The 24,902-nt window shown below is 39.8% G+C and carries 21 protein-coding genes; 13 read left to right on the forward strand and 8 right to left on the reverse strand.

Annotation, left to right across the window (positions count from 1 at the left end):
- Nucleotides 1–38 precede the first annotated feature (38 nt).
- The 6 genes from HY841_08000 to HY841_08025 all read left to right on the forward strand — a co-directional run bounded on the left by HY841_08000 (nucleotide 39) and on the right by HY841_08025 (nucleotide 7,877).
- Nucleotides 39–1,169: an undecaprenyl/decaprenyl-phosphate alpha-N-acetylglucosaminyl 1-phosphate transferase gene (locus HY841_08000; GenBank protein MBI4930688.1), complete on the forward strand. Its 1,131-nt coding sequence runs from the start codon at nucleotides 39–41 to the stop codon at nucleotides 1,167–1,169.
- Nucleotides 1,147–2,217 carry a lytic transglycosylase domain-containing protein gene (locus tag HY841_08005; GenBank protein MBI4930689.1) on the forward strand — a complete coding sequence of 357 codons (1,071 nt, stop codon included), beginning with the start codon at nucleotides 1,147–1,149 and terminating at the stop codon, nucleotides 2,215–2,217. Before HY841_08000 ends, HY841_08005 begins: the two co-directional genes overlap by 23 nt.
- On the forward strand, nucleotides 2,214–5,144 hold the full coding sequence (gene uvrA, locus HY841_08010) for an excinuclease ABC subunit UvrA (GenBank protein ID MBI4930690.1): 2,931 nt from the start codon (nucleotides 2,214–2,216) through the stop codon (nucleotides 5,142–5,144). The genes HY841_08005 and uvrA overlap by 4 nt, the downstream gene beginning before the upstream one ends.
- Before the next feature lie 28 nt (nucleotides 5,145–5,172).
- The gene (locus HY841_08015; GenBank protein ID MBI4930691.1) at nucleotides 5,173–5,883 is read left to right on the forward strand and encodes a TIGR00730 family Rossman fold protein; all 711 of its coding nucleotides are present in this window, start codon (nucleotides 5,173–5,175) and stop codon (nucleotides 5,881–5,883) included.
- Between the two features lie 84 nt (nucleotides 5,884–5,967).
- Nucleotides 5,968–6,636: a DUF4159 domain-containing protein gene (locus HY841_08020; GenBank protein MBI4930692.1), complete on the forward strand. Its 669-nt coding sequence runs from the start codon at nucleotides 5,968–5,970 to the stop codon at nucleotides 6,634–6,636.
- A 92-nt stretch (nucleotides 6,637–6,728) separates the two neighbouring features.
- Nucleotides 6,729–7,877 (forward strand): hypothetical protein, encoded by a 1,149-nt coding sequence (locus tag HY841_08025; protein ID MBI4930693.1) that lies wholly within the window; start codon nucleotides 6,729–6,731, stop codon nucleotides 7,875–7,877.
- A gap of 32 nt (nucleotides 7,878–7,909) precedes the next feature.
- Here HY841_08025 and hutH read toward each other — a convergent pair whose 3' ends face one another.
- From hutH to ettA, 5 genes are all read right to left on the reverse strand, one after another.
- Entirely contained in the window at nucleotides 7,910–9,400 is a 1,491-nt protein-coding gene (gene hutH, locus HY841_08030; protein ID MBI4930694.1) for a histidine ammonia-lyase, read from the reverse strand.
- Nucleotides 9,397–11,190, reverse strand: a complete 1,794-nt coding sequence (gene hisS, locus HY841_08035; protein ID MBI4930695.1) for a histidine--tRNA ligase — start codon at nucleotides 11,188–11,190, stop codon at nucleotides 9,397–9,399. Before hisS ends, hutH begins: the two co-directional genes overlap by 4 nt.
- Before the next feature lie 92 nt (nucleotides 11,191–11,282).
- Nucleotides 11,283–11,639, reverse strand: coding sequence for a hypothetical protein (locus HY841_08040; GenBank protein MBI4930696.1), 357 nt, complete (start codon nucleotides 11,637–11,639; stop codon nucleotides 11,283–11,285).
- A 33-nt stretch (nucleotides 11,640–11,672) separates the two neighbouring features.
- A complete protein-coding gene (locus HY841_08045) occupies nucleotides 11,673–12,065 on the reverse strand; it encodes a GxxExxY protein (GenBank protein MBI4930697.1) in 393 nt (130 codons plus the stop codon).
- Nucleotides 12,066–12,109: 44 nt separating this feature from the next.
- Nucleotides 12,110–13,795 carry an energy-dependent translational throttle protein EttA gene (gene ettA, locus HY841_08050; GenBank protein MBI4930698.1) on the reverse strand — a complete coding sequence of 562 codons (1,686 nt, stop codon included), beginning with the start codon at nucleotides 13,793–13,795 and terminating at the stop codon, nucleotides 12,110–12,112.
- A gap of 157 nt (nucleotides 13,796–13,952) precedes the next feature.
- On the opposite strand from ettA, the gene HY841_08055 reads away from it, so the two are divergent.
- On the forward strand, nucleotides 13,953–15,158 hold the full coding sequence (locus HY841_08055) for a T9SS type A sorting domain-containing protein (protein ID MBI4930699.1): 1,206 nt from the start codon (nucleotides 13,953–13,955) through the stop codon (nucleotides 15,156–15,158).
- A 100-nt stretch (nucleotides 15,159–15,258) separates the two neighbouring features.
- Complete coding sequence (locus HY841_08060; GenBank protein ID MBI4930700.1) at nucleotides 15,259–16,137, forward strand: exopolyphosphatase; 879 nt, start codon at nucleotides 15,259–15,261, stop codon at nucleotides 16,135–16,137.
- 139 nt (nucleotides 16,138–16,276) lie between these two features.
- On the opposite strand, the gene HY841_08065 is transcribed toward HY841_08060, so the two are convergent.
- Together HY841_08065 and HY841_08070 are read right to left on the reverse strand one after the other, a co-directional pair.
- A complete protein-coding gene (locus HY841_08065; protein ID MBI4930701.1) occupies nucleotides 16,277–16,951 on the reverse strand; it encodes a hypothetical protein in 675 nt (224 codons plus the stop codon).
- Between the two features lie 33 nt (nucleotides 16,952–16,984).
- On the reverse strand, nucleotides 16,985–17,785 hold the full coding sequence (locus tag HY841_08070; protein ID MBI4930702.1) for an RNA methyltransferase: 801 nt from the start codon (nucleotides 17,783–17,785) through the stop codon (nucleotides 16,985–16,987).
- Nucleotides 17,786–17,919: 134 nt separating this feature from the next.
- On the opposite strand from HY841_08070, the gene HY841_08075 reads away from it, so the two are divergent.
- On the forward strand, nucleotides 17,920–18,792 hold the full coding sequence (locus HY841_08075; protein ID MBI4930703.1) for a UbiA family prenyltransferase: 873 nt from the start codon (nucleotides 17,920–17,922) through the stop codon (nucleotides 18,790–18,792).
- Here the strand turns inward: HY841_08075 and HY841_08080 are convergent.
- Nucleotides 18,783–19,529, reverse strand: coding sequence for a TerC family protein (locus HY841_08080; GenBank protein ID MBI4930704.1), 747 nt, complete (start codon nucleotides 19,527–19,529; stop codon nucleotides 18,783–18,785). The two genes, HY841_08075 and HY841_08080, sit on opposite strands and share 10 nt — an antisense overlap.
- A gap of 258 nt (nucleotides 19,530–19,787) precedes the next feature.
- Between HY841_08080 and HY841_08085 the strand changes: the two genes are divergently transcribed.
- The 4 genes from HY841_08085 to HY841_08100 all read left to right on the forward strand — a co-directional run bounded on the left by HY841_08085 (nucleotide 19,788) and on the right by HY841_08100 (nucleotide 24,876).
- Nucleotides 19,788–20,111: a PadR family transcriptional regulator gene (locus HY841_08085; protein ID MBI4930705.1), complete on the forward strand. Its 324-nt coding sequence runs from the start codon at nucleotides 19,788–19,790 to the stop codon at nucleotides 20,109–20,111.
- A 53-nt stretch (nucleotides 20,112–20,164) separates the two neighbouring features.
- Nucleotides 20,165–21,877: a PspC domain-containing protein gene (locus tag HY841_08090; protein ID MBI4930706.1), complete on the forward strand. Its 1,713-nt coding sequence runs from the start codon at nucleotides 20,165–20,167 to the stop codon at nucleotides 21,875–21,877.
- 22 nt (nucleotides 21,878–21,899) lie between these two features.
- A complete protein-coding gene (locus HY841_08095; GenBank protein ID MBI4930707.1) occupies nucleotides 21,900–22,103 on the forward strand; it encodes a hypothetical protein in 204 nt (67 codons plus the stop codon).
- A 73-nt stretch (nucleotides 22,104–22,176) separates the two neighbouring features.
- On the forward strand, nucleotides 22,177–24,876 hold the full coding sequence (locus HY841_08100; GenBank protein ID MBI4930708.1) for a TonB-dependent receptor: 2,700 nt from the start codon (nucleotides 22,177–22,179) through the stop codon (nucleotides 24,874–24,876).
- Nucleotides 24,877–24,902: the final 26 nt, after the last annotated feature.

The following is a 24,902-nucleotide window of genomic DNA, read 5'->3' on the forward strand; positions in this document are numbered from 1 at the left end:
CGTGAAATTTCTTATCTTTAGGTTTCATTTAAGAAAGCATGGCAATTTTTTATATCATCTTTTTTCTATGTGCATTTGGATTTTCGTTCCTTATTAATGCGCTCTTTCTTCGCTTTGCCCATACGCTCGGTATCCGCGATAAAAAAGAAACCATCATCCGATGGGCAAGCACCTCAAAACCAGCTTTTGGGGGAATATCTTTTTATATTGTTTTCCTTATTTCGCTCACCTGTTACTCCATGTTTTTTCAGGCACAGGAAGTTTTGTGGAATAAAAAAGTGGTAGGATTGCTGGGCACAGCCACACTTGCATTCATGATGGGACTTGCCGATGATGCCTACAACACAAAACCTCTTTTGAAACTTTTTGTTCAGATTTTATGCGGAGCAATACTTTGCTACTCAGGAATTCATATCGGAATTTTCGAAGATATGTTTTTGAATTACCTTATCACCATTCTCTGGGTGGTTGGCATCATGAATTCCGTAAACATGCTCGACAACATGGATGCCATCGCATCAGTTGTTTCAATTTTTATTTTTTCAACTGCCGGGATGCTGATTTATTCTTCAGGCGCGCATAACAATATTCATTTCCTGATTCTTATCGGACTCGTTGGTTCGATTAGCGGATTTCTTATTTTCAATTGGCATCCTTCAAAACTTTATATGGGCGATACAGGCAGCCAGATCATCGGGCTGATGCTCGCATCCATAGGAATAATTTATTTCTGGAATGATTCCACTTCACTCAGCAACATAATTCAACCTTCAAAACAAATCATGGTTGTTGCAACAGCGTTTATTCTGCCGATTGCCGACACGACCATTGTCGTATTAAACAGAATGCTTAAAGGTCACTCTCCATTCGTAGGCGGAAGAGATCATACTACGCATAATTTATTTTTCATAGGTATTACCGAAAAAAGAATTGCTGTACTGTTTGGAGGAATCGGGTTTGTTTCACTGGTGATTGTTTACATTATTGAAACCAAAGTCACTTCATGGGGAATTGAAGAATTTTCTCTGTTCTCCATTTTTCCTATCACCGTTTTCTTTTTCCTTTTCGCTATCACAAAAGTCAAAAAGAAAATTGTTAAACGTTCACCTGACCCTGTTGATATTTCCACAAAAGACCTTGTCAAGAATGCTGAAAAACATCTTTCATAAAATTAATATCCTTTTTTCCGAAAGAAAAAAATTCTGGGGAATCACCGTAATGATTCTTCTCCTGCTGATTCCTTTGGAGTTTTTTATTTTCTCAGCTAAGATGACTGATGAAGATGATTTATACTGGAAATCATTTCTGGCGAATAATAAAATTTACGGTGTGATGATTCCGAAAGACCTGCAGTTCGCCAATGAAAAAGTTCCTGTCTTTGATTTCACTGTAATTGAAAGCATGGAACGCGAACTGCTTGTAAATACTTATTTTCATTCACAAACTATCTTAATGCACAAGCGCGCCAATCGGTGGCTTCCTCTTATTGCTGACATTCTGAAAAAGAACGGAGTGCCCGATGATTTCAAATATATCGCGCTAATCGAAAGCAATCTCACCAACAGCGTATCACCAAAAGGGGCAACGGGTTACTGGCAGTTTTTGGATGGATCAGCAAAACAATATGGACTTGAGGTAAATGAGGAAGTGGATGAGCGCTATAATGTGGAAAAATCTACAGAAGCAGCTTGCAGATATTTTAAAGATGCTTACAAAACTTTCGGCAACTGGACTCTTGCTGCTGCTTCTTATAACGTTGGTATTGACGGATTGAAAAAACAAATTGACAGGCAAAAGGCAAGTTCCTACTACGATTTAGCATTGAACGAAGAAACCGCACGTTACATTTTCAGAATTCTCGCAGTCAAGGAAGTGATTTCCAATCCGAAAAAATACGGATATCAGTTAAGAAAAAAAGATTTGTATCCTTCTATTCCAACTCAGGAAATAAAAATTGACAGTTCTATTACCGATCTGGCTGACTTCGCGCAAACAAATAACCTGAGTTATAAAATCCTGAAATACTTCAACCCATGGCTCAGAAAAAATTATCTCACCAACAAGGATAAAAAAACTTATATCATAGAGATTCCTAAGCCCGGTTACAACGAAGAATACATTGCCCGCCTTTCTTCTTCTGATAGTTTGGGCATGCGCACTGAAACCTACCAGCCCGAAGTTCCAATCACCCCGCACGATTCCCTGAGACAGCAATGAACGAAGCAGATGAAATTGTTTCAGATGTAATATCAGAAACAGAATTCCTTGAAGTAATCGGAGCACGGGTTCACAACCTTAAAAACATTGATGTTTCAATTCCGAGAAATAAGCTGGTCGTCATCACAGGTTTGAGCGGAAGCGGAAAATCGTCTCTTGCCTTTGATACTATTTACGCTGAAGGGCAAAGGCGGTATGTGGAAACATTTTCAGCCTATGCCCGCCAGTTTCTGGGAAATATGGAGCGCCCGGATGTTGACAAGATCACAGGGCTTTCTCCTGTAATTTCGATAGAGCAGAAAACGGTTAGCAGAAATCCGCGCTCAACTGTGGGAACCATCACGGAGATTTATGACTTCATGCGTTTACTTTTTGCACGTGTGTCGGATGCCTATTCATATGTATCGGGAGAAAAAATGGTGCGCTACACTTCAGACCAGATTCTTGATATAATCCGGAAAAAATATAAGGGAGAAAAAATAATGGTTCTCGCTCCTGTTGTGCGTGCGAGGAAAGGACATTACCGAGAACAATTCGAGCAGTTCAGAAAAAATGGTTTTACAAAAGTGCGCCTTGATGGAGAAGTTTCTCCGCTGAAACACGGCATGCATGCAGACAGATACAAAGTACACGACATTGAATTGGTAATTGACACCCCTGAAGTAAGATTTGAAAATGAAAAACGCCTTGCAGATTCTATTGCACTGGCTATGAAGTATGGAAAAGGAACAATCATGATTGAGGATTCAGGATTTAGGAATAAGGATTTTCAAAAATCCCAAATCCTTAATCCTAATTCCCAAATAAGTTTTTTTTCAAAAAACTTAATGTGCCCCACTTCAGGAATTTCGTACGATGAACCCCAGCCAAATACTTTTTCGTTTAATTCACCTTATGGTGCCTGCCAGAAATGCAACGGACTGGGTCATATCAGCGAAATTGATGTGCATAAAATAATTCCTGATTTCGGCAAGAGTATTTACAAAGGAGGCATCATTCCCATAGGAGAACACAAATCCAACTGGATATTCAGTCAGATGGAAGCCATCGCGCATAAATATCATTTTTCTTTGCGTGACCCGATTAAAAAAATTCCAGAACATGCGTTGAATATCATCCTTTACGGTTCGGATGAAATGTTCAAAGTAAAAAGCGATCCGCACAGCAGCGCATATAACTATTCTCTTTCGTTTGAGGGGATTGTGAATTTTCTTATACGGCAGAATGACGAATCCGTTTCTCCTTCGATGAGCAAATGGATTGATGATTTCATGAACGAAAAAATCTGTCCCGAGTGCAACGGCTCGCGATTGAAAAAAGAATCTCAGTATTTCAAGATAGGAAACAAAAGTATTTCTGATTTATCAGGAATGGATATTACAGAACTGAAAAAATGGTTTGACGAAGCCGAGAAACATCTGGATGAAAAAAGAAATATCATCGCGAAAGAGATTTTGAAAGAAATCAGGAAGCGGATTCAGTTTTTAGCGGATGTTGGTCTGGATTATATCACCCTCGACCGGAGCGCACAAACACTTTCAGGAGGAGAAGCACAACGCATTCGCCTTGCCACGCAGATTGGCTCACAACTTGTGAATGTGCTTTACATATTAGATGAACCAAGCATAGGATTGCATCAACGCGATAATTCAAAACTCATACAGGCGCTGCAATCACTTCGCGATTTAGGCAACTCTGTAATTGTGGTAGAGCATGATAAAGAAATGATTCTCTCTGCCGATCATGTGATTGACATTGGTCCTGGCGCTGGAAATAACGGAGGCAGAATTATCGGAGTGATGGCAGATGGCAGGTGGCAGATGGCAGATGGAGAAAAAAAATCATTAACAGCAGATTACTTGTCAGGAAAGAAAAGCATTGCTGTTCCGATTGTCAGACGAAAAGGAACCGGCAACTGTTTCAACATCAGGGGTGCAAAAGGAAATAACTTGAAAAATGTAAATGTGGATTTTCCTCTTGGGAAATTTATTTGCGTAACGGGAGTTTCGGGAAGCGGAAAATCAACGCTCATTAATGAAACCCTCTACCCTGTTCTCAGCAGATATTTCTATCGTTCACATCATAAGCCGATGCCACATGAATCGGTTGAAGGGCTTGGGCTTTTGGACAAAGTAATTGATGTGGACCAGTCGCCCATCGGAAGAACTCCCCGATCGAATCCTGCCACTTATACGGGAGTTTTTTCCGAGATACGGAATTTATTCGCGATGCTTCCAGAAGCAAAGATCCGCGGATACAAGCCAGGAAGATTTTCTTTCAATGTGAAAGCCGGGCGGTGTGAAACCTGCCAGGGCGCTGGGGTGCGCACCATCGAAATGAATTTTCTTCCTGATGTATATGTGCAATGTGAAACCTGCGGAGGAAAAAGATATAACCGCGAAACACTGGAAATCCGCTATAAAGGAAAATCTATCAGCGATGTGCTGAACATGAGCATTGATGAGGCGGTGGATTTTTTTTCAAGTATTCCGAACATCATTCAGAAGATACGTTCGCTGAAAAACGTGGGGCTTGGATATATTACGCTGGGGCAATCGTCAGTCACTCTTTCGGGGGGGGAAGCGCAGCGTGTGAAACTTGCCGGGGAACTTGCCAAGCGCGATACGGGAAAAACGCTTTACATTCTTGATGAGCCGACCACAGGACTTCACTTTGAAGATATACGGATGCTGCTGGATGTGCTGAATAAATTAGTTGACAGCGGCAATACGGTGATTGTGATTGAGCATAACATGGATGTGATAAAAGTGGCAGACCATATTATTGACCTGGGACCTGAAGGCGGGGAAAAAGGCGGGGCGATTGTTTGCGAGGGGACACCGGAGGAAATCATCAAAAATAAAAACTCCTATACGGCAAAATATCTGAAGAAGGAATTAGTTAGTGATTCAATTGCTCAGAATTAAAATCTTATTTTTACTGAAAATATTTTCAATGGAAAACAATCATGAAGAGCGCATAAGAAAAGCGCTGGCAACGAAAGACTGGAACGACATTAAAGCAACCGACTCATGGCAGATTTTCAAAATCATGTCGGAGTTTGTGGAAGGTTTTGAAAAGATGGCGCGTATAGGTCCCTGCGTTTCTGTTTTTGGTTCTGCCCGCACAAAACCCGGCACTAAATATTACAAGCTTGCCGAAGAAATTTCTTTCAAACTCACGCGTGCCGGCTATGGCGTAATTTCAGGAGGAGGACCCGGCATTATGGAAGCTGCCAACAAAGGCGCGCGCGCTGGCGGAGGGAAATCCGTGGGGCTTAACATTGAACTTCCGTTTGAACAATGTCCGAATGCATTCATTGATGCCGATAAACTGGTGAGCTTCAAATATTTTTTCGTACGCAAAGTAATGTTTTTGAAATACTCGCAGGGATTTGTTGCCATGCCGGGCGGATTCGGAACGATGGATGAACTCAGTGAATCGCTCACACTTATTCAGACAAATAAAATTGCCCAGTATCCCATCATTCTCGTGGGAAAAGAATATTGGCAGGGTTTGCTTGATTGGTGGAAAAATAAAGTTCTGGGTGAAGGATACATCAGCCCTGATGATCTTGACCTTTATAAGGTGGTGGATACTTCGGATGAGGTGGTAAAAATAATTGATGAATTTTATACGAAGTATTCTCTGAAGCCAAACTTTTGATTTGTGATTACACCGATAAAAAATAGATTACACCGATTATTGCACCGAAGTACGAATTGGTTACGAACTTACGAACTACGAAAAATATTTTTTTGCCTTTTTTTATTGCCTATTGTTTACTGTTTACTGGCATTTTTTTCTCCTCCTACTTATCAAATAGCAAGATTGAAATACAATGGCGGTGGCGATTGGTATGTGAGCCCGACTTCTCTTCCGAATTTAATCCGCTTCTGCAATAAAAATATCGGAACAAATATTAATGAAGAAGAAAATGTAGTTGAAGCAGGAAGCAAGGACATTTTTAATTTCCCTTTTATTCATATGACAGGACACGGCAACGTAATATTCAGTTCTTCAGAAGCAGAAAATCTCCGCAACTATTTAATTGCTGGCGGGTTTCTGAACATCAACGATAGTTACGGCATGAATATTTTCATCCGAAGAGAAATGAAAAAGGTTTTTCCCGAACTGGATTTTGTGGAACTGCCTTTCAATCATCCCATCTATCATCAGAAATATGATTTTCCGAACGGCTTGCCAAAAATTCATGAGCATGACGGAAAACCACCGCAAGGCTTCGGTTTGATTTATAATGGACGTGTTGTTTGTTTTTTCAATTTTGAATGCGACATAGGTGACGGGTGGGAAGATCCTGAAGTTCATCACGACCCTGAAGAAAAACGCCAGCAGGCATTGAAGATGGGAGCCAACCTGATTCAGTACGCATTCCTGGGAGAGAATTTGAAAAAATGACAAATGCTATTAAATTTTAAATTCGCCATTCGAATAATTCATAATTTGAAATGGCATAGTTGTTGAATTGCTAAATACATTAATAAATATATATGAAAAAACTTTTCTCAATCTCCATCATTGCATTAATATTTGCAAGCTGCACATCTACTATTAGCCTGCCTGTTCTGAAACCAGCGGATGTTACACTCCCTCAAGACATTCAAAAGTTCACATTGGTGAACCGCACAAAACCTGATAAGAAAAATCAGCTATGGAATATTGTAGAAGGCGCTCTCACAGGCGAAGGAATTTTAGCCGACCGCGAAGGCGCTGACCAATGTCTTTCCGGTGTAATGTCTATCATGCAGCAGACTCCACGCTATACCATCACACAGGCATCTATCGAATACAAAGGAACAGGAACCGAAATGTTCGCCAACCCCCTCCCTTGGGAAGAAGTTGATTTGCTATGCAAGCAATATAATTCTGAAGCGCTGATAGTGCTTGAATCATTTGATTCTGATTCGCGAATGACGTATGATTCAAAACCTGTTCAGGTTCAAAATCCGTCCTACAATTGCTGGGATAAAAATAAAAACAGAAACAATGACCCTGCTGAAGACATTAATAAAGACGGAAAATGGAATTCACTTGATTGCCCTGAAGGAAGTGCTTCCATACCGGGAGAAACAGTTACCACCACTGAATTTTACACGCATGCTCAGATGGAAGTGAAATCAGGATGGAGAATTTATTTTCCGAAAGAAAAAAGAATTGTAGATGAAAATAGATTTTCTGATTATCTCAGCTTTGACGGAAAAGGAGCTACTCCGGAACAGGCAACACAGCAATTGCCTAATAAACGCGATTGTATAAAAAAGACAGGATACCATGCCGGCACTGTTTACGGCTTCAGAATTTCTCCGCAGTGGATTAACGTCAGCAGATATTTTTATACCAAGGGAAATGACAACATGAAGCTAGCCGGAAAAAAAGCCCGGGCGATCAACGACTGGAAAGGCGCCATGGAACTCTGGAAAAAAGAAGCGCTGAACAGCGATAAAAAAATTGCCTGGCATGCCAATTATAACATGGCGGTGGCTTGTGAACGAGAAGGCAATCTTGATCTGGCATTAGAGTGGGCAAAAAAATCTTACGACAGGGGCAATAAATCAGCCGCTGCTCAATACGTAAACACTATCAATTACAGAATTGCCGAGAAAAAAAGAGCCGATGAGCAGATGAAGGGAAAGCAGTAGAATGCCCTGTCCCTCCGAAGGAGTCCTTCGGACTACAGGGAGAAAGAAGTTTTTTCTAAAAAGGAAATAGTTTTTTGAATCTCTTCAAACATCACTTTATCTTCTCTAATAAACTTCACTTCCTTTCGGTAATCAGAAATTATTTTTTCGAGTGCGGGGGAAGATTTTAATGGTCTGCGGAATTCCAATGCCTGTCCAGAAGTGAAAAGTTCTATAGCCAGAATCTTTTCAAGATTATTTGCTACCTGAAAACATTTAGTTGCAGCATTCGCTCCCATGCTCACATGGTCTTCCTGCCCGTTGGAAGAAACGATGGAATCAACTGAAGCAGGAGTGCAAAGCTGTTTGTTCTGCGAAACAATACTTGCCGCTGTGTACTGCGGAATCATCAACCCTGAATTCAAACCGGAATTCGCAATAAGGAAAGGAGGCAGTCCCCTTTGTCCAGAAATTAACTGATACGTTCTTCTTTCAGAAATACTTCCGAGTTCAGATAAAGCTATGGCAAGTAAATCAAACGCGATTGCCAATGGCTGTCCGTGAAAATTTCCTCCGGAAATTATTTCATCTTCATCGGGGAAGATGGTAGGATTATCGGTAACAGAATTTATTTCTGTCAGGAAAATTTTTTCTGCATATTCAATTGCATCGCGCGAAGCTCCATGTACCTGCGGAATGCAACGGAAGGAATACGGGTCTTGCACATGTTCCTTTTTTCTTTTAATGAGTTGGCTTCCGTCTAAAAGCTTTTTGATTTTCTTCGCAACAGTCATTTGTCCGGCATGCGCACGGACTTTATGAATTATTTCTTTGAACGGTTCGTGGCGACAATCAAAAGCGTCCAACGAAATCGCTCCGACTACATCAGCGCAATCGGCAAGATGTTTTGCTTTGATCAAAATCCAAACTCCGTAAGCGCTCATGAATTGCGTTCCGTTGAGCAAGGCAAGCGCTTCCTTGGATTTGAATTTTAATGGAGCAAGTTTCAATTTTTTCAGAACGGATTCTGCACTTTGTTTCTTTCCTTCAAAATAAACTTCTCCCTTCCCGATGAGCGGAAGCGAGAGGTGTGCAAGAGGAGAAAGATCACCAGAAGCACCTAATGAACCTTGTGTATATATGACAGGTATAACTTCCTGATTATAAAACTCTAACAATCGTTCGACAAGTTCAACAGAAACGCCCGAATAACCGTAAGAAAGTCCCTGAATTTTCAACAGCATCATGAGTTTTACAATCTCTTGAGGAATCTCATCGCCAAGTCCACAGGCGTGAGACATGACAAGATTTTCCTGCAACTTTTCTAAATCTTTTTCAGGAATGGTTTTGTTGTACAGCGCTCCAAAACCAGTGTTGATTCCGTAAATGGATTCTTTGCTGGATTTTATTTTCTTGTCGAGATACTCACGGCATTTTATAATCTTCTTCTTTGATTCGTCAGACAAAGCAAGCGTTTTCTTTTCAGCAATTATTTTCTGAATGGTTTTAAAATCTATCTTGGAATTTATTTTATATACGCTCATTTCAGTTTTGAAATAATTGTATCGATTTTTAATTTCTCCTGCTCTCCACTCGACATGTTCTTCAAAGCAAGGTCTCCCGATTCCACTTCATCGCCACCAACTACAATCACAAACGGAATTTGTTTTTTATTTGCATAATCAAACTGCTTGGCAATCTTCTTGGTGACATCAGGGTAAATCTCTGTATTGATTCCTGCAAAGCGAAGCTGTGAAGCAACGCCAATACAATATTTTCTTTCCTCTTCTCCGAAGTGGGCGAGCAAAACTTTTGTGGTGGAAGCAGTCAGACCAATGCTGTCAAACAGATTCAGTTCGTTCATTACATCAAATATTCTATCGATACCGAATGAAATTCCAACACCTGAAACGTTGGGCAAGCCGAAAATTCCTGTAAGGTCATCGTAGCGACCGCCACCGCAGATGCTTCCTATCTGAACATCGTTTGCTTTTACTTCGAAGATAGTTCCAGTATAATAATTTAAACCACGAGCTAAAAGAAGACTATGATTGATATTATTGAGTATAGCTACATCATATCCTTGCAATGCAACAGCCATCATCTCACTCATCTGCTTAACTTCTTCGAAACCTTTCAAGGCGGTTTCATTGCCACTAAAAAATTCTTGAAACACAACATACCTATCGCCTTTATCTTTTAATGACGCCTGTGTAATAAAACTTTTTACCTTCTCAATTATGGCTAAACTAAATTTCTTTTCTTTTAGCTCATCATAAATTTTATCTCCTATTTTTTCGTACTTATCAATGGCTATTATTAAATCCATGAACTTATCCTTCACAGCAAAAACTTCCGCCATACCTGTTAAGATTTTTCTATTGTTAAATTTTATTTCAAATGGCACTTTCAATTTCAAAAAAACATCAACCATTATCTGCACTATCTCCACTTCATTCATCAAAGAATCACTTCCAATTACATCGGCATCGCACTGATAAAATTCACGGTAGCGTCCTTTCTGAGGTTTGTCAGCACGCCAAACAGGCTGTATCTGGTAGCGTTTGAAAGGAAAAGTAATTTCATTCTGATGCTGAACAACGTACCGAGCAAAGGGAACTGTTAAATCATAACGAAGGGCTTTTTTTGAAATTAACTGAGAAAGACTTGTTGGATTAATATTTTTACGAAGGATAGTCTCGTACCTAATTATTTCTTTAATTTTTTTACTTCCAATCGCACATACTTTAAGATCGTCCTTAATCTGATTTTCCCTGTCAATACGATTCTTTATTTGTCTATAATACTTAATTCTTCTAATATCATGTTCTGTAGTTTCAGAGGGTCTCGTTTTAAAATAACTTGTCCTTGCAAATATATACCCAACAAAAGCATTTTTAATACCATACCAATAAATGGGATCCATATTCAAGTCTAAAAAGAACTTATCTATAGATAAATGAGTTAGAAGATACTCCTTAGACAGCTTTTCTTTCTGATCTAATATATTCGTAATCTGCCTCGCAACACTTTCAGATAATTTAATAATGATATTTTTCTGTTCTTCCTCAACAATTATATCTTGAAATCGTTTCCAAAGGTTTTCATTTAACTCAGAAGTGAATTCACCGGATTCAATAATCTTAAATATCAACTTATCCCCCTCGTCTCCATACTTTCCCATCAATGTCTCTGTATTCTCCATTGCAGGAGTTTCAATGGGCTGGTAGCCGTACTTCTCAAAAACTTCGCGGATGGTTTTGAAAATGAAATTGCGCTTCACCATTTCGATGGGAGAAAAATCGCGTGTGCCTTTGGGGACGGAAACCTTCATTTTCGAATACGAATTTTTGCGAATGTACGAATCAAAATCAAATCATTTATTGTCGTTATTCGCAAATTCGTACTGATTAGCATTCGCTGATGTCACAGGTAATCCTCAAGTTTTGCAGAACGCTTTAACAATAATCTCCTCAAATAAAAAATCCCAACGCTTACAAACCCAAGTGCAAAAGGAAATCCCGCGTAGAATTTATATTCCTCATGATAAAAAAACTCGCAACACATCCAGAAAGCATTGGCGGTAATCCAGAAACATATAGCGAGGTTAATCCAAAACGCTTCGTCTTTTTGACGCAGGTTCATTATAGCAATCGCAATGGCAACACCAAGTGTGGGAACGATCATAGTTACGCCTAGTAATTTCCATTGAAGAAGCCAGCAAGTATCCTTCATTAACCATAGCGGGATGTGAATGTTTTCGAAGTGGCGGATTTGTTTCATCTGCGAATACGAATCAATGCGAATCTACGAATGTTACTCATTTATAATTCTCTTATAAAGTACTTCAGTGCGTGTAAAGTTTATTAGGATGGCCAGTTTCAACCCGGAAACTTTCAAATATCCTTTTACTTGGTCAATGTGCTGTTTTGAAAAGCGATTGTCTTTTTTTAACTCTACAATTACTTTTTCATCAACTAGAAAATCAAAATAAAATTTACCGATGACTTTATCTTTAAACTTTAATGGAAAGTAAACCTGTTCGGTAAATTTCAGTTCCTTCAACTTTAACGCTTCTGCATAGGCACGCTGATAATATTTCTCATGGTGTCCAAATCCCAATTCATTATATACTTCAAAAGCGCAACCTACAATCTGATAACTCAATTCAGGAAAAAGTAAATCGGAGCGTTTTACTGTGGCTGGCATTTGATTCGCAAATTCGGAAGATTCGTATTCGCAGATGACGTGTTCTACACCACCAGTTTTTTATACCTCACCCTATGCGGTGTAACATCTCCGAGACGCATTTTTTTATTCTCTTCGTATTCAGAATAACTTCCTTCGTACCAATATACTTTTGAATCGCCTTCGAAAGAAAGTATGTGTGTGCAGACTCTGTCGAGAAACCATCTATCGTGAGAAATAATTACCGCACAGCCGGCAAAGTTTTCCAATCCTTCTTCGAGTGCGCGGAGCGTGTTCACGTCTAAATCATTTGTCGGCTCATCGAGGAGAAGAACGTTTGCTTCTGATTTCAGTGTGAGAGCAAGATGCAAACGATTGCGTTCTCCGCCCGAAAGCACTCCGCATTTTTTCCCCTGATCGGTTCCGCCAAAGTTGAAACGTGAAATATAAGCGCGCGAGTTCATCGGCTTTCCCCCAAGCAAAATATTATCAAGCCCACCGCTGATTACATCATACACCGTTTTCTTCGGATCAATATCGGTATGTGCCTGATCAACGTAACCGATCTTCACGGTGGGACCAATTTTAAATTGTCCTTTGTCGGCTTTCTCCTGCCCCATTATCATCCGGAAGATGGTGGTCTTTCCCGAACCGTTCGGACCAATGATGCCCACAATTCCCGCAGGAGGAAGTTTGAAATTCAAATCTTCGTAGAGTAATTTATCTCCGAATGCTTTTGAAACTTTTTTCGCTTCTATCACTTCGTTGCCGAGGCGCGGACCGTTGGGAATAAAAATTTCCAATGTGTCTTCTTTTGATTTCACATCTTCGCCCATCTTCTTTTCATAATCCTGCAAGCGGGCTTTTTGTTTTGCCTGCCTGCCCTTCGCACCTTTCTGTACCCATTCCAACTCGCGCTTCAGATATTTCTGGCGCTTGCTTTCCGTTTTTTCTTCCTGTTGCAAACGTTTTGCTTTCTGGTCGAGCCAGTTTGAATAATTTCCTTTCCACGGAATTCCTTCTCCTCTGTCCAGTTCGAGAATCCACCCTGCCACATTGTCGAGAAAATATCTGTCGTGCGTAACTGCAATGACAGTTCCTTTATAATTTTTCAAATACAGTTCGAGCCATTCAACTGATTCGGCATCCAGATGGTTGGTGGGTTCATCGAGCAAAAGAATTTCGGGTTCCTGAATTAATAATCTGCAAAGTGCCACCCTTCTTCTTTCTCCGCCTGAAAGATTTTTCACAGGCGTATCGCTTTCCGGACATCGCAACGCATCCATAGCCTGTTCCAAACGGTTATCAAGATTCCATAAATCATGCTTATCAATCAAATCATTCAACCGCGCCTGCCTGTCAATGAGCTTTTGCATGGCTTCGGGTGCAGAATACTTAGGATCTGAAAACAGATTGTTCACTTCTTCATATTCTTTCAGAATGGCAACATGCTCCTGCGCTCCTTCACGCACAATTTCGAGAACGGTTTTTTTGTTGTCAAGTTCGGGCTCCTGATCGAGCATTCCTATATTATATCCCGGAGATTTATGAATCTCTCCCTGATAACTTGTTTCTTTACCGGCAATGATTTTGAGCAGCGTGGATTTACCCGAGCCGTTCAAACCCAGCACGCCAATCTTTGCCCCGTAATAAAACGAGAGATAAATATCTTTGAGTATCGCTTTTTGGTTGGTGGGAATCGTTTTGCTGACGTTCACCATCGAGAAAATGACCTGACGACCTTCTGACATAATGAAAGATTAAGGATTAAGGATTTATGATTAAGGATTTAAAATCCCAAATCCCTATTCCTTAATCCTAAATTGATTTTAGTTTGCGAATATACAAATTGCACTTTTCTCCGCAGGGGTTTTTTGAGAACCGATTTATTTTCTATACATTTGCTCAATGAGAAAACCTTTGCCTTTTCTTTTCGTCTATTGCCTATTGCCAACTGCCTACTCTTTCTCACAGGGAACCTGGACTCAGAAGGCGGATTTTGGAGGAACAGCAAGGAAAGAAGCCGTTGGTTTTTCTATTGGCACGAAAGGATATATCGGAACAGGATCAGATGCAAGTGGCTTGATTAAAGATTTTTGGGAATGGGATCAAATCACAAATACATGGACACAAAAAATAAGTTTTAGCGGAACACCAAGAACTGGTGCAATAGGTTTTTCCATCGGCACGAAGGGATATATCGGAACAGGCGAAGATGCGACCGGAACAACATATGTTTTGTGGGAATGGAATCAGATAACAAATATCTGGACACAGAAAACAAGTTTTGGAGGAACCGCAAGAAAATCTGCTGCTGCATTTGTTATTAACACCAAAGCATACATTGCAACAGGGAATGCAACTCTTCCATTACAGGATTTATGGGAATGGGATCAGGCAACCAATACATGGACTCAACAACCAAGTTTAACGGGAACGGCAAGGTATGGATCAGTTGGTTTTTCAATTGGAAACAAAGGATATATAGCAGCAGGGAAAACTGATGTTTCCACTTTTAACGATTTCTGGGAATGGAATCCCTCTACGTATGTATGGACACAAAAAGCAAACTTGCCTTCCGGTAGAGGATACGCAACAGGATTTGTCATTGGTGGTAAAGGATATGTTGGCACTGGGAATAATTCATCAGGTGTTGAGCAACAAAATTTATGGGAGTGGGACCAGTTTACAAATACATGGACAGCAAAAACAAATTTTGGAGGAACAGCAAGAAGCAGTGCCATAGGTTTTTCTATTAATAACTATGGATACATTGGCACAGGAAATGCAAGTGGGTATAAAAATGACTTCTGGGAATACGACCCGAACGGAAACGGAATAACTGAAACCGAAATAGAAAATTTAATTTCTGTTTATCCGAATCCAACGAGGGGAAAGGCAAATGTGCTGATTAGACAATTTGAAAATTTGAAAATGAAAGGCATGGAGATTTATAACACAGAAGGAGACAAAGTTTTTTCGGCTGATAATTTTCAAATTAGTAAATCTTCAAATTCTCAAATTGATTTATCTTCTCAGCCGAGCGGAATTTATTTCATTCATCTCAACACCGGGAAAGGAAGTGTGACAAAGCGGATTATTCTATCCCATTGATTTTTTATTCTGCGGCACACAAGTTCATGTTTATAACTTCCGGCTTATATACGTTTTGATTTTTCACTGAGCTTTAACTTTACGTCAAAATTTATTTTAATTGAAGTTTGCTGCAATAGACATCGGCTCAAACGCATTGCGTTTACTTATCACCGAAGTGATTGAAAATGGTTCCGGGGTTAAATACAAACAGCGTGTTTTCATTCGTGTGCCTGTCCGCCTTGGAGAAGATGTTTTTCTTCAGCAAAAGATTTCAACAGAGAAAACCGAAAAACTTATCAAAGCGCTTGCTTCGTTCAAATCCTTAATAGAACTTTTCGAAGTAAAGACATACATGGCTTGCGCTACTTCCGCTTTTAGGGAAGCAGAGAACGGAAAAAAGATTATTGATAAAATAAAAGATGAAGTAAAATTAAAAGCAGAAATAATTGACGGCAAACGTGAAGCAGAAATGATTTACTCCTGCCATGTAGCCGAAAAACTTAATCACAACAAATCTTATTTATATGTTGATGTAGGAGGAGGCAGCACAGAACTTACCTTGTTTTCAAAAGAAAAATTAATTTTCTCAAATTCTTTTCCTGTCGGTACCGTGCGGCTGCTTTACGATAAGGTTTCGATAAACGAGTGGGAGAAGATGAAAGAAGCCGTGAAAGAAATAAGCAAAGACATTTCTCCCCTGATTGCAATCGGAACAGGAGGTAACATCAACAAACTTTACAAACTTCTGGACCCGGGGGATAAATATATAGGATATAAAAAAATGAAAGAACTTTACGAAGAGCTTTCGGATATGAGCATTGAACAGCGCATTAAAAAATTCGGCTTTAATGAAGACCGTGCTGATGTAATTGTTCCTGCTGCTAAAATATATTTGTCAGTAATGAAATGGGCTGACATAAATGACATTTACGTTCCGAAACTTGGATTAGCAGATGGCATTATAAATTTACTGTACGAAAAACAGCAAAGTTCGTAGTTCGTAACTAAAACACAAAAGTTCACAAAAGTTTTGTGTGCATTTTTTAGTGTCTTTGTGCTTTAGTGGCATTGCTTTTTGTTTTTGCGTATGTCCTGAGTATATTAGTATTTTAATCAATGGTATATTGGCATTATAACTACTCAGGAAAATAAACCGGGTGCTTCTCGTTGAACTTGCGCAGGTAAAGAAAAATGCTGTTTCGCTTTTGTTTTTTCTTCAGCGCGCTGAATTCTTTGTAAAGCGCATCATCTTTCTGCAAAAACATTTCCATGTTATCCACATCAAACTCAAGAACTTTTCCTGAATCAAAATCAATAACGTATTGGTTTGAAACGTATGTGAATTGCTGCGGATTATAAAAAGGGTCATTATTATAAAACGGGTCGCTCATTCCCACTCTCACCGGCACGGTGGCAACAAAATGGCAAATGCTACCGATGATATTCACGCGGTTAAAATCGGTTCCGTGATTGATGTACACATTTCCGTTGGATGAATAACCCCAGGCGTTATCGGTTTTCACTTCCTGTTCCTTTCCAAGCGAATCAATATAGGTGAACGTGGTTTTGTCAAGCACATACTTCAGAAAATCCTTATCGTTTTTATTTGAACTGAAAATTATTTTGGAAGAAGGAACCGGAGAGTTGTTTTTGAAATTAAAAAACGAAAGATAGATGCCCTCTTTGAAGACAAAATCCTTGTCGTATTGAACGGCTTTTTGCTGGGCGAAAAGAAGCCCATCCCCTTCCCTTCCCCAAGGGAAAGGAGAAACAAAAATGAGTAAGAGAATTATTTTTTTCAGGACATTCATTTAGTTTTAAAAGTCCTTCCTAATGGGAAGGATTTAGGATGGGCTTTGGCTGCTACTCCTCTGCCTCACCACTTCATAAACAATCACCGCGCAACTGGCAGATACATTCAGCGAATCTATTTTACCAAGCATCGGAATTTTAATCTGTTCAGCAAATGAAAGCCATGTTTGTGAAAGCCCAACGGCTTCGGTTCCGAAAACAATGGCGCAGGGTTTTGTGAAATCTGCTTTTGTGTAAACCTGCTTTGCCGTTAGCGCTGCTGAAAATGATTTTATCTTTTTCTCCCGCAGAAATTTTATCACTGCATCGGAATCTGCTGCAATCACCTGCCTGGAGAAAACACAACCTATGCTGGAGCGAATTACGTTTGGATTATAAATATCTGTTTTCGCATCGCACACAATCACCGCATCCGCATTTGCCGCATCCACCGTGCGGAGAATCGCTCCAAGGTTTCCGGGCTTCTCCACCGATTCAAGAATTACAAGGAGTGGATTTGCTGAAAGCTTTAAATCAGAAAGCCGAAGATGGTTGGGTTTGACAAGCGCAAGCAGCCCGTCTGAGTTTTCACGATACGATATTTTTTCAAAAACCTCTTTGCTTACCCACACGAGATGTGGAATGTTTGAAAGTATCTCTTTGTTTCTTTTTTGATGGATAGTGTCGCAGACAAAAAGAGTTTTTATTTCATAGCGATTTTCCTTTGCCATCTTTATTTCTCTCAGCCCTTCCACCACCATCAAATCCTGTGCTTTCCGCTCTGAAGATTTTTCTTTCAGCTTCAGAACATTTTTTATTCTCGGATTGGATGTGCTTACGATAATCTCTTCCATATTCGATGCTAATATACAAATTGATACTAATGAAACTAATAATACAAATCATACTAATCAGGAAATGTACATTTGTATATTCGTAAAAATTTGTATCATTCGTACGCATTAGTATATTAGCATTGCGCTCACATATGATTAAAAATTATCTTTCGCTTGTAAAGTTCAGCCACACTATTTTCGCAATGCCTTTTGCAGTGATTGGATTTTTTCTTGGGCTGGCTGATTCTTCCCCTCTCCTTGAGGAGAGGGGACTGAGGGGTGAGGCGAAACTATTTTTCCTCGTAATCCTCTGCATGGTCTTTGCGCGCAGTTCCGCCATGGCATTCAACCGCTGGGCGGATAATAAATATGACAAAGAAAACATGCGGACAAAAATCCGTGAGATACCAAGCGGGATTATTTCTTCAGGCAATGCGTTAGCGTTTGTAATCACAAACTGCATTCTTTTCATTGTTACTGCTTTCTTCATCAACCGGATTTGTTTTTTTCTTTCACCGGTTGCTCTTGCAGTAATTCTTGGCTACAGCTATACAAAACGATTCACTCCGCTTTGTCATTTAATATTAGGATTGGGATTATCGCTTGCTCCTCTCGGAGCTTTTCTTGCTGTGACAGGAGAATTCAGATTGCTTCCTCTACTCTACTCTTTTGTGGTTTTATTCTGGGTAAGCGGATTTGATATTATCTATGCTTTGCAGGACGAAGAGTTTGACCGCTCGCAAAATCTGAAATCAATTCCTGTTTTGCTGGGAAAGAAAAATGCGCTGATGCTTTCAAGAATCCTTCACCTGGTTTCTGCTTCAATTGTATTGTTCGCAGGATACTTTGCGGGATTTCATCTTTGGTATTGGATTGGTTCTGTCCTCTTTATTTCACTTCTCATCTATCAGCATACTCTTGTTAAACCAAATGATCTGCGAAAAGTAAATCTGGCGTTCTTCACCACGAACGGAATCGCAAGTGTGGTGTTTGCGGTTTTCTTTCTTCTAGAACTTTACTTGTGAGTGTCTCGCTTTGCTCTCTTGCTTCTAACTCTCATATTTAATCCTTCCACCAGCAGAGAGAACAACATGGATACATATATATACTGCTTTGGCACATGGTAATGGAAAGAATCAAGAATCAATACCATGCCTATCATAAGCAGGAACGCAAGCGCAAGCATTTTGATGGTTGGATGTTTATTGATAAAGTCGCTTACTATTTCAGAAAACCAAAGCATGATGATCATGGCAATAATTACTGCACCAATCATTATAAGAACATTGCTCACTAATCCCACTGCTGTTAAAATCGAATCAAATGAAAAAATAATATCTATGAAAACTATCTGCATGATGATAGCATTCAACGCAATTTTCTTAATGTTCATTCCTTCTTCATCGCGCCCTTCCATCTTATTGTGAATTTCAATGGTGGTTTTAATAAGAAGAAAAACTCCACCAGAAAATAAAATCAGGTCACGTCCTGTTGCGCCAAAATCACTGATATAAAACAATGGGTCTTTCAAACCTATCACCCAGGTGATGCTGAACAAAAGCGCAATCCTCATTAAAAGGGCAAGCGATAACCCTGCTCCTCTCGCTTTTCGCTGATCTTTTCTGTCTGGAAGTTTTCCTGCTACAATCGCGATGAAAATAATATTATCTATCCCAAGTACTATCTCAAGCACGGTAAGCGTGAGCATGCTGATGACTGCATGCACCGAAAAAAGTTCCTGAAAGTTCTGCGCTAAGTCCATTGTTGAAAATGATTACACAGATTTAAAGAGAGATTACACTGATGGAATTAATCGGTGTAATCAGATATTTTTATCTGTGTAATCGGTGTTTAATACAAAAGTACACAGAAAAGTTTCGTTTCAACTGAAATTATTCTTTCTCATTTTCAACAAGTTATGCAAAGTACAGGCTTAAACATGGTATTATGTGTTGCATGGTACTGTTTTATGTATACCTTTGTTTCGTCAATCAGTAAAAACATAACTCAAAATAAAAACATGGACATTGAAAACACACAGGCGCAGATGAGGAAAGGAGTCCTGGAGTTTTGCATTCTTGCCACACTCACGAACGGGGACGCATACCCGACCGAGATCATTGAAAAGATGAAAGATGCAAAACTCGTAGTGGTGGAAGGAACTCTCTATCCCCTGCTCACACGCCTTAAAAACATGGGGCTGCTCAGCTATCGCTGGGAAGAATCCACATCCGGACCACCGCGCAAATACTACAAACTAACTCCTGTTGGAAAACAATTCCTGAAAGAATTGGAAACGAACTGGGAAGACCTTGTAAAATCAGTAAACAAAATCACAAAATAAAATTTTCGAAAAACGAAACTGTACGAAAGTACGAAACAATAAAACCAACTACAATGAACAAGACAGTAATCATCAACTTAAGCGGAATCATCTTTCATATAGACGAAGACGCTTACCTGAAATTGTCAAGTTACCTGACAACCATAAAAGGATACTTCTCCGAATCAGAAGGCAGAGATGAAATCATGGCGGACATCGAAAACCGAATTGCCGAAATGCTTTCTGAAAAAGTTTCTGACAGAAAGCAAGTTGTGCTCATGACAGATGTAGATTATGTAATCGGTGTGATGGGTAAACCCGAAGATTTCGCTGGAGATAAAGCTCACAGTGAAGAAACTAAAAAAGAACAACCCACCTATTCTTCATCAGGAAAACGCAAAAGAGTGTTCCGCGATACAGACAATAAAATTCTTGGAGGCGTTTGTTCAGGGATTGGAAATTATTTCAACATAGATCCGCTCTGGCTGAGACTTGCATTAGTAGTTTGCTTCTTTTCATTCGGAATCGGCTTCCTTCTATATATAGTATTGTGGATTGTAATTCCCGAAGCGAAAACCTCCGCAGAGAAACTGGAAATGCACGGAGAAGACATCAACGTTTCCAACATCGGAAAAAAAGTAGAGGAAGAAATGAAACATTTCGGAAAGAAAGTGGGAAGTTGGGGAGAAGAAGTAAAGAAGACAGCCACTTCATCCAAAGGCAGAGATTTTGTTGACCGGTTGGTTGATTTTCTCACCTCAGTGTTTGGCGCCTTCTTCAAAGTGTTCGCGAAACTGCTCGGAGTATTTTTCGTCATCTTCGGTTTGATTTTACTCGTAGCAATCATCAGTTCCCTTTTTGGCGGAACAGGAATGATTCACATAGATAATCATTCCTTTTCCTTTCACGATTTCTTCTACACATTTTATGAAAGCGGAGACCAGATGACACTCGCCTCCATCGCTATTGTGCTTTTCCTTGGCGTTCCGCTCATCATGCTCGTATACGGAGGAGTGAAAATGCTTCTTGGAATAAGAGCGAGAAACAGAATTGTAAATCTCTCGGCAGGAATTCTCTGGGTGATTGGAATCGCTCTGATGATTACAATGGGAATTCAAGTGGCTCAGCAGTTTTCAGAAGAAGCAGAAAGCAAACAAGAATTTACAATGACAAAAACAAAATGCGATACGCTTTTTCTTCGCGTGAGAGAAGTCAAGGATTGGAATGATAACGCGAGGGATTATTCTCACAAAAAACATTTTCACGTGTCATTCCGAAAGCACAGACTGTTTTCATCCGACAGTTCAAATATTTATTTCGGATATCCAACGCTCGACATAGTGAAAAGCGAATCCGACAGCATGGAGATTGTTGTTTACAATAATGCAATGGGCAAAGACAAAAAAGAAGCGCTTCATTTTGCGTGCAATGTCAATTACGAAATCTTTCAAAAAGATTCTTTGATTGAACTCATGCCCTATTTCTCCATTCCCAGGGAAGAAAAATGGAGAAACCAGCAAGTGCATATTGAAGTGCGCATTCCTAAAGGGAAAACCGTTTACCTCGCAAAAAACATGAGCGATATTCTTGACGATGTGCATAACGAAACCGACACGTATGATGGCGACATGGTCGGACGCAGATGGATGATGGGTTCGGAAGAATTAAAATGTTTAGACTGCAATGGACTTGAAACAGTTCACAAGAAAAAATGGAAAAATAAAATAGAAAAAGAAATTTCTGATTCAATTGAAGAAGAAATTTCTAATTCAATAGATAAAAAATAATCATAATATAAAATCAACTAAAATGGAAACACAAATTCAAGACATCGAAAAACAAAAAAAGAAAGACGCTCAGAAAACTGGCGGTCTTCTTTTCACAGGTTGCATGTTCATCGGAATGGCAATGGGATGGTTCTTCGGTCATTTTAATGTATGCATGTTCGCTGGAATGGGAGTCGGTTTCATCATGATGGCGGTGGTGATTGCTTCCAATGCGAACAAGAAATAGTTCATAGTTAAAATTTGTTAAACCTTTGTGCAATCCATCTGTCAAAAACAATAAAGCAGTATCATTGCATCCTATGAAAAAATATTTTCTGAAGCCCATCCTAAGTCCTTCCCGAAAGGAAGGACTTTTGGTTGCTTTACTTTTTTTTATGCTCCCTTCCCTTTGGGAAGGGACGGGGATGGGCCTCTTTGCCCAATGGGGCGGTGGCGGTGGCAACTGGAAAGAGATGTCTGAAAAAATGAAGGTTGGACATTTTTACGGAAAGATTGTTGACAGCACAAATAATAAAGGAGTTGAATTCGCATCTGTTCAACTTATCGGAAATGTCTTTGATACAACAACAAAGACAATGAAAAAAGATGTCGTGGTAGCGGGGCAATTAACTGAAGCAAACGGTGATTTCAGTTTGGAAAAAATTAATGTGATGGGAAAATTCAAATTGAAAATCATCGCGATGGGATACGCGCTGAAAGAAATTGCCATCTCGTTTGATGTGGATATGGAAAAAATTAAAAACGGAGGCATGAGCATGTTGAGCGCGATGGATAAAGATTTAGGAAACATAAAAATAAGACCGCAGGCAAAACAACTTAAAGAAGTAGAAATTGTTTCAACAGCTTCCGTGATGGAGCTAAAGCTTGATAAAAAAGTTTTTAATGTGGAGAAGAATATGATTTCGACAGGAGGAACTGCCGAAGATGTGATGAAACAGGTTCCTTCAGTGAGTGTCGATGCAGATGGAAACGTAACGATGAGAAATGCTTCTCCACAGATTTTTGTGGATGGCAAACCCACCACGCTAACGCTTGACCAGATTCCCGCTGACGCCATTCAAAGCGTGGAAATAATTTCAAATCCATCCGCGAAGTATGACGCTTCTGGCGGAGAAGGAGGAATTCTGAACATCGTTCTGAAAAAAGAGAAGCGCATGGGCTACAACGGAAACATCCGCGCGGGGATTGACCAGCATTTGAGATTCAATGGAGGAGCCGACATGAATGCAAGAGACGGAAAAATAAATGCTTTCATCAGCGGAAACTTCAATCAGCGTTATTCTTTAACAACAGGAAAAACGAACAGAGAAAATCTTATCGGATATCCGCTTACAACTATTTCTCAAACTCAAAATTCAATCACCAATGGATATTTCGGAATGGGGCGGGCTGGCGTTGATTATTTCATGAACAACCGTAATACTTTTACGCTTTCCGGAAATTATATGACAGGAAGGTTTAAACCTGAAGACAGCTTACACACACAAACCGACACGGTCTATCCCGTTTATACAAATTTTTCTTCCTATAATAGAATTTCAAATACTAAAAGAAGATTTGGCAACACAGGCGCTTCGTTCCAATACAAACATATTTTCCCGCGCGAAGGAGAAGAGTGGACGGCTGATTTGAATTACAACCAAAGTCAGTTTGTCTGGCTGGGAGATTACACTTCAAAATATTATGACGCCAGCGGAAATTCCACCGGGCTGAACATTTTTCAGAACATGAGCGGGAACGGCTATAACAAAATTTTCACCGGGCAAACTGATTTGGTTCTTCCGCTGAATTCAAAAGATACATCCGGAAAAGCAAAAATAGAAACAGGAATCCGCGGTTCGTACAGAGATTTTCTGAGCAAGACAGATAATTTTCTGAAAGACGACAGCACGGGAGATTTCAATCTCATAAAAAACCAAAGCACCCACTATAAATTCATTGACCAAGTATATGCGGGTTATGTAACCTACGGAATGCATAAAAATAAATTCAGCTGGCAGATTGGTTTAAGAGGTGAAAGCTCATCTTACATAGGAGAATTGATTGACTCCAACAAGACCTTCAAAAATATTTTTCCCATCAGCCTGTTCCCTAGTTGCTCTTCTACATACGATTTGAATGGCAAGGATAATTTTCAGTTTTCTTATTCAAGAAGAATCAACCGCCCTTCCTTCTTTCAGATAATTCCGTTTACCGATTATTCCGATTCACTCAATCTCAAAAGAGGAAATCCCGCTTTGAAACCGGAGTTCACCCATTCGCTTGAACTTTCTTATCTCAAAACAATTAACTCCTCAAATAATATTCTTGCCACTGTTTATTTCAAAAACACAGATGGGCTCATTACAGGTTACCAAACGCGAGAATACGATTCAACGCTTCAGCGTATGGCAATCGTCAATACTTATGAAAATGCAGATCAAACCTATGTGTATGGTGCAGAACTCACCAGCAAGCACGGAATAAAAAAATGGCTGGATTTCACGTTCAACTTCAATGTATATTATTCCTTAATGGATGCAAAAAATGTTGAGGCAAACCTTACCAACGAACAGTTCAGTTGGTTCACAAAAGAAAATTTTACGTTCAAGCTTCCGAAAAATTTCAGCATACAACTCAATCCTGAATACCGTTCGCAAGCCAGCGTTCCTGTTTCACGCGGAGATACTAAATACGGAGGCATGAGTGGTTTTCAATCGTCTCCAACTTCCACTGCGCAGGGTTACATCAAGGCACGCTATTCAGTGGATGCCGCAATAAAGTATGAGTTCATGAAAAACAAAGCCGCAAGCCTAAGTGTGAACATTCGCGATATCTTCGGAACCGATATTAATGAAACTGTTACCAACTCCGCCTACTTCAATCAAACCACCTCTCGTTTGCGTGACCCTCGTTTAGTACGCGTGAATTTTTCTTACCGCTTTGGAAAATTTGACACCTCCATCTTCAAGCGCAAAAACATGAAAGTGAATACGGACGGAATGGAGATAGGGATGTAACTTCAGCAAACAGCAAGTCTTTATAA

Source organism: Bacteroidota bacterium, assembly GCA_016213405.1.
In the GTDB taxonomy this organism is placed as follows: domain Bacteria; phylum Bacteroidota; class Bacteroidia; order Palsa-948; family Palsa-948; genus Palsa-948.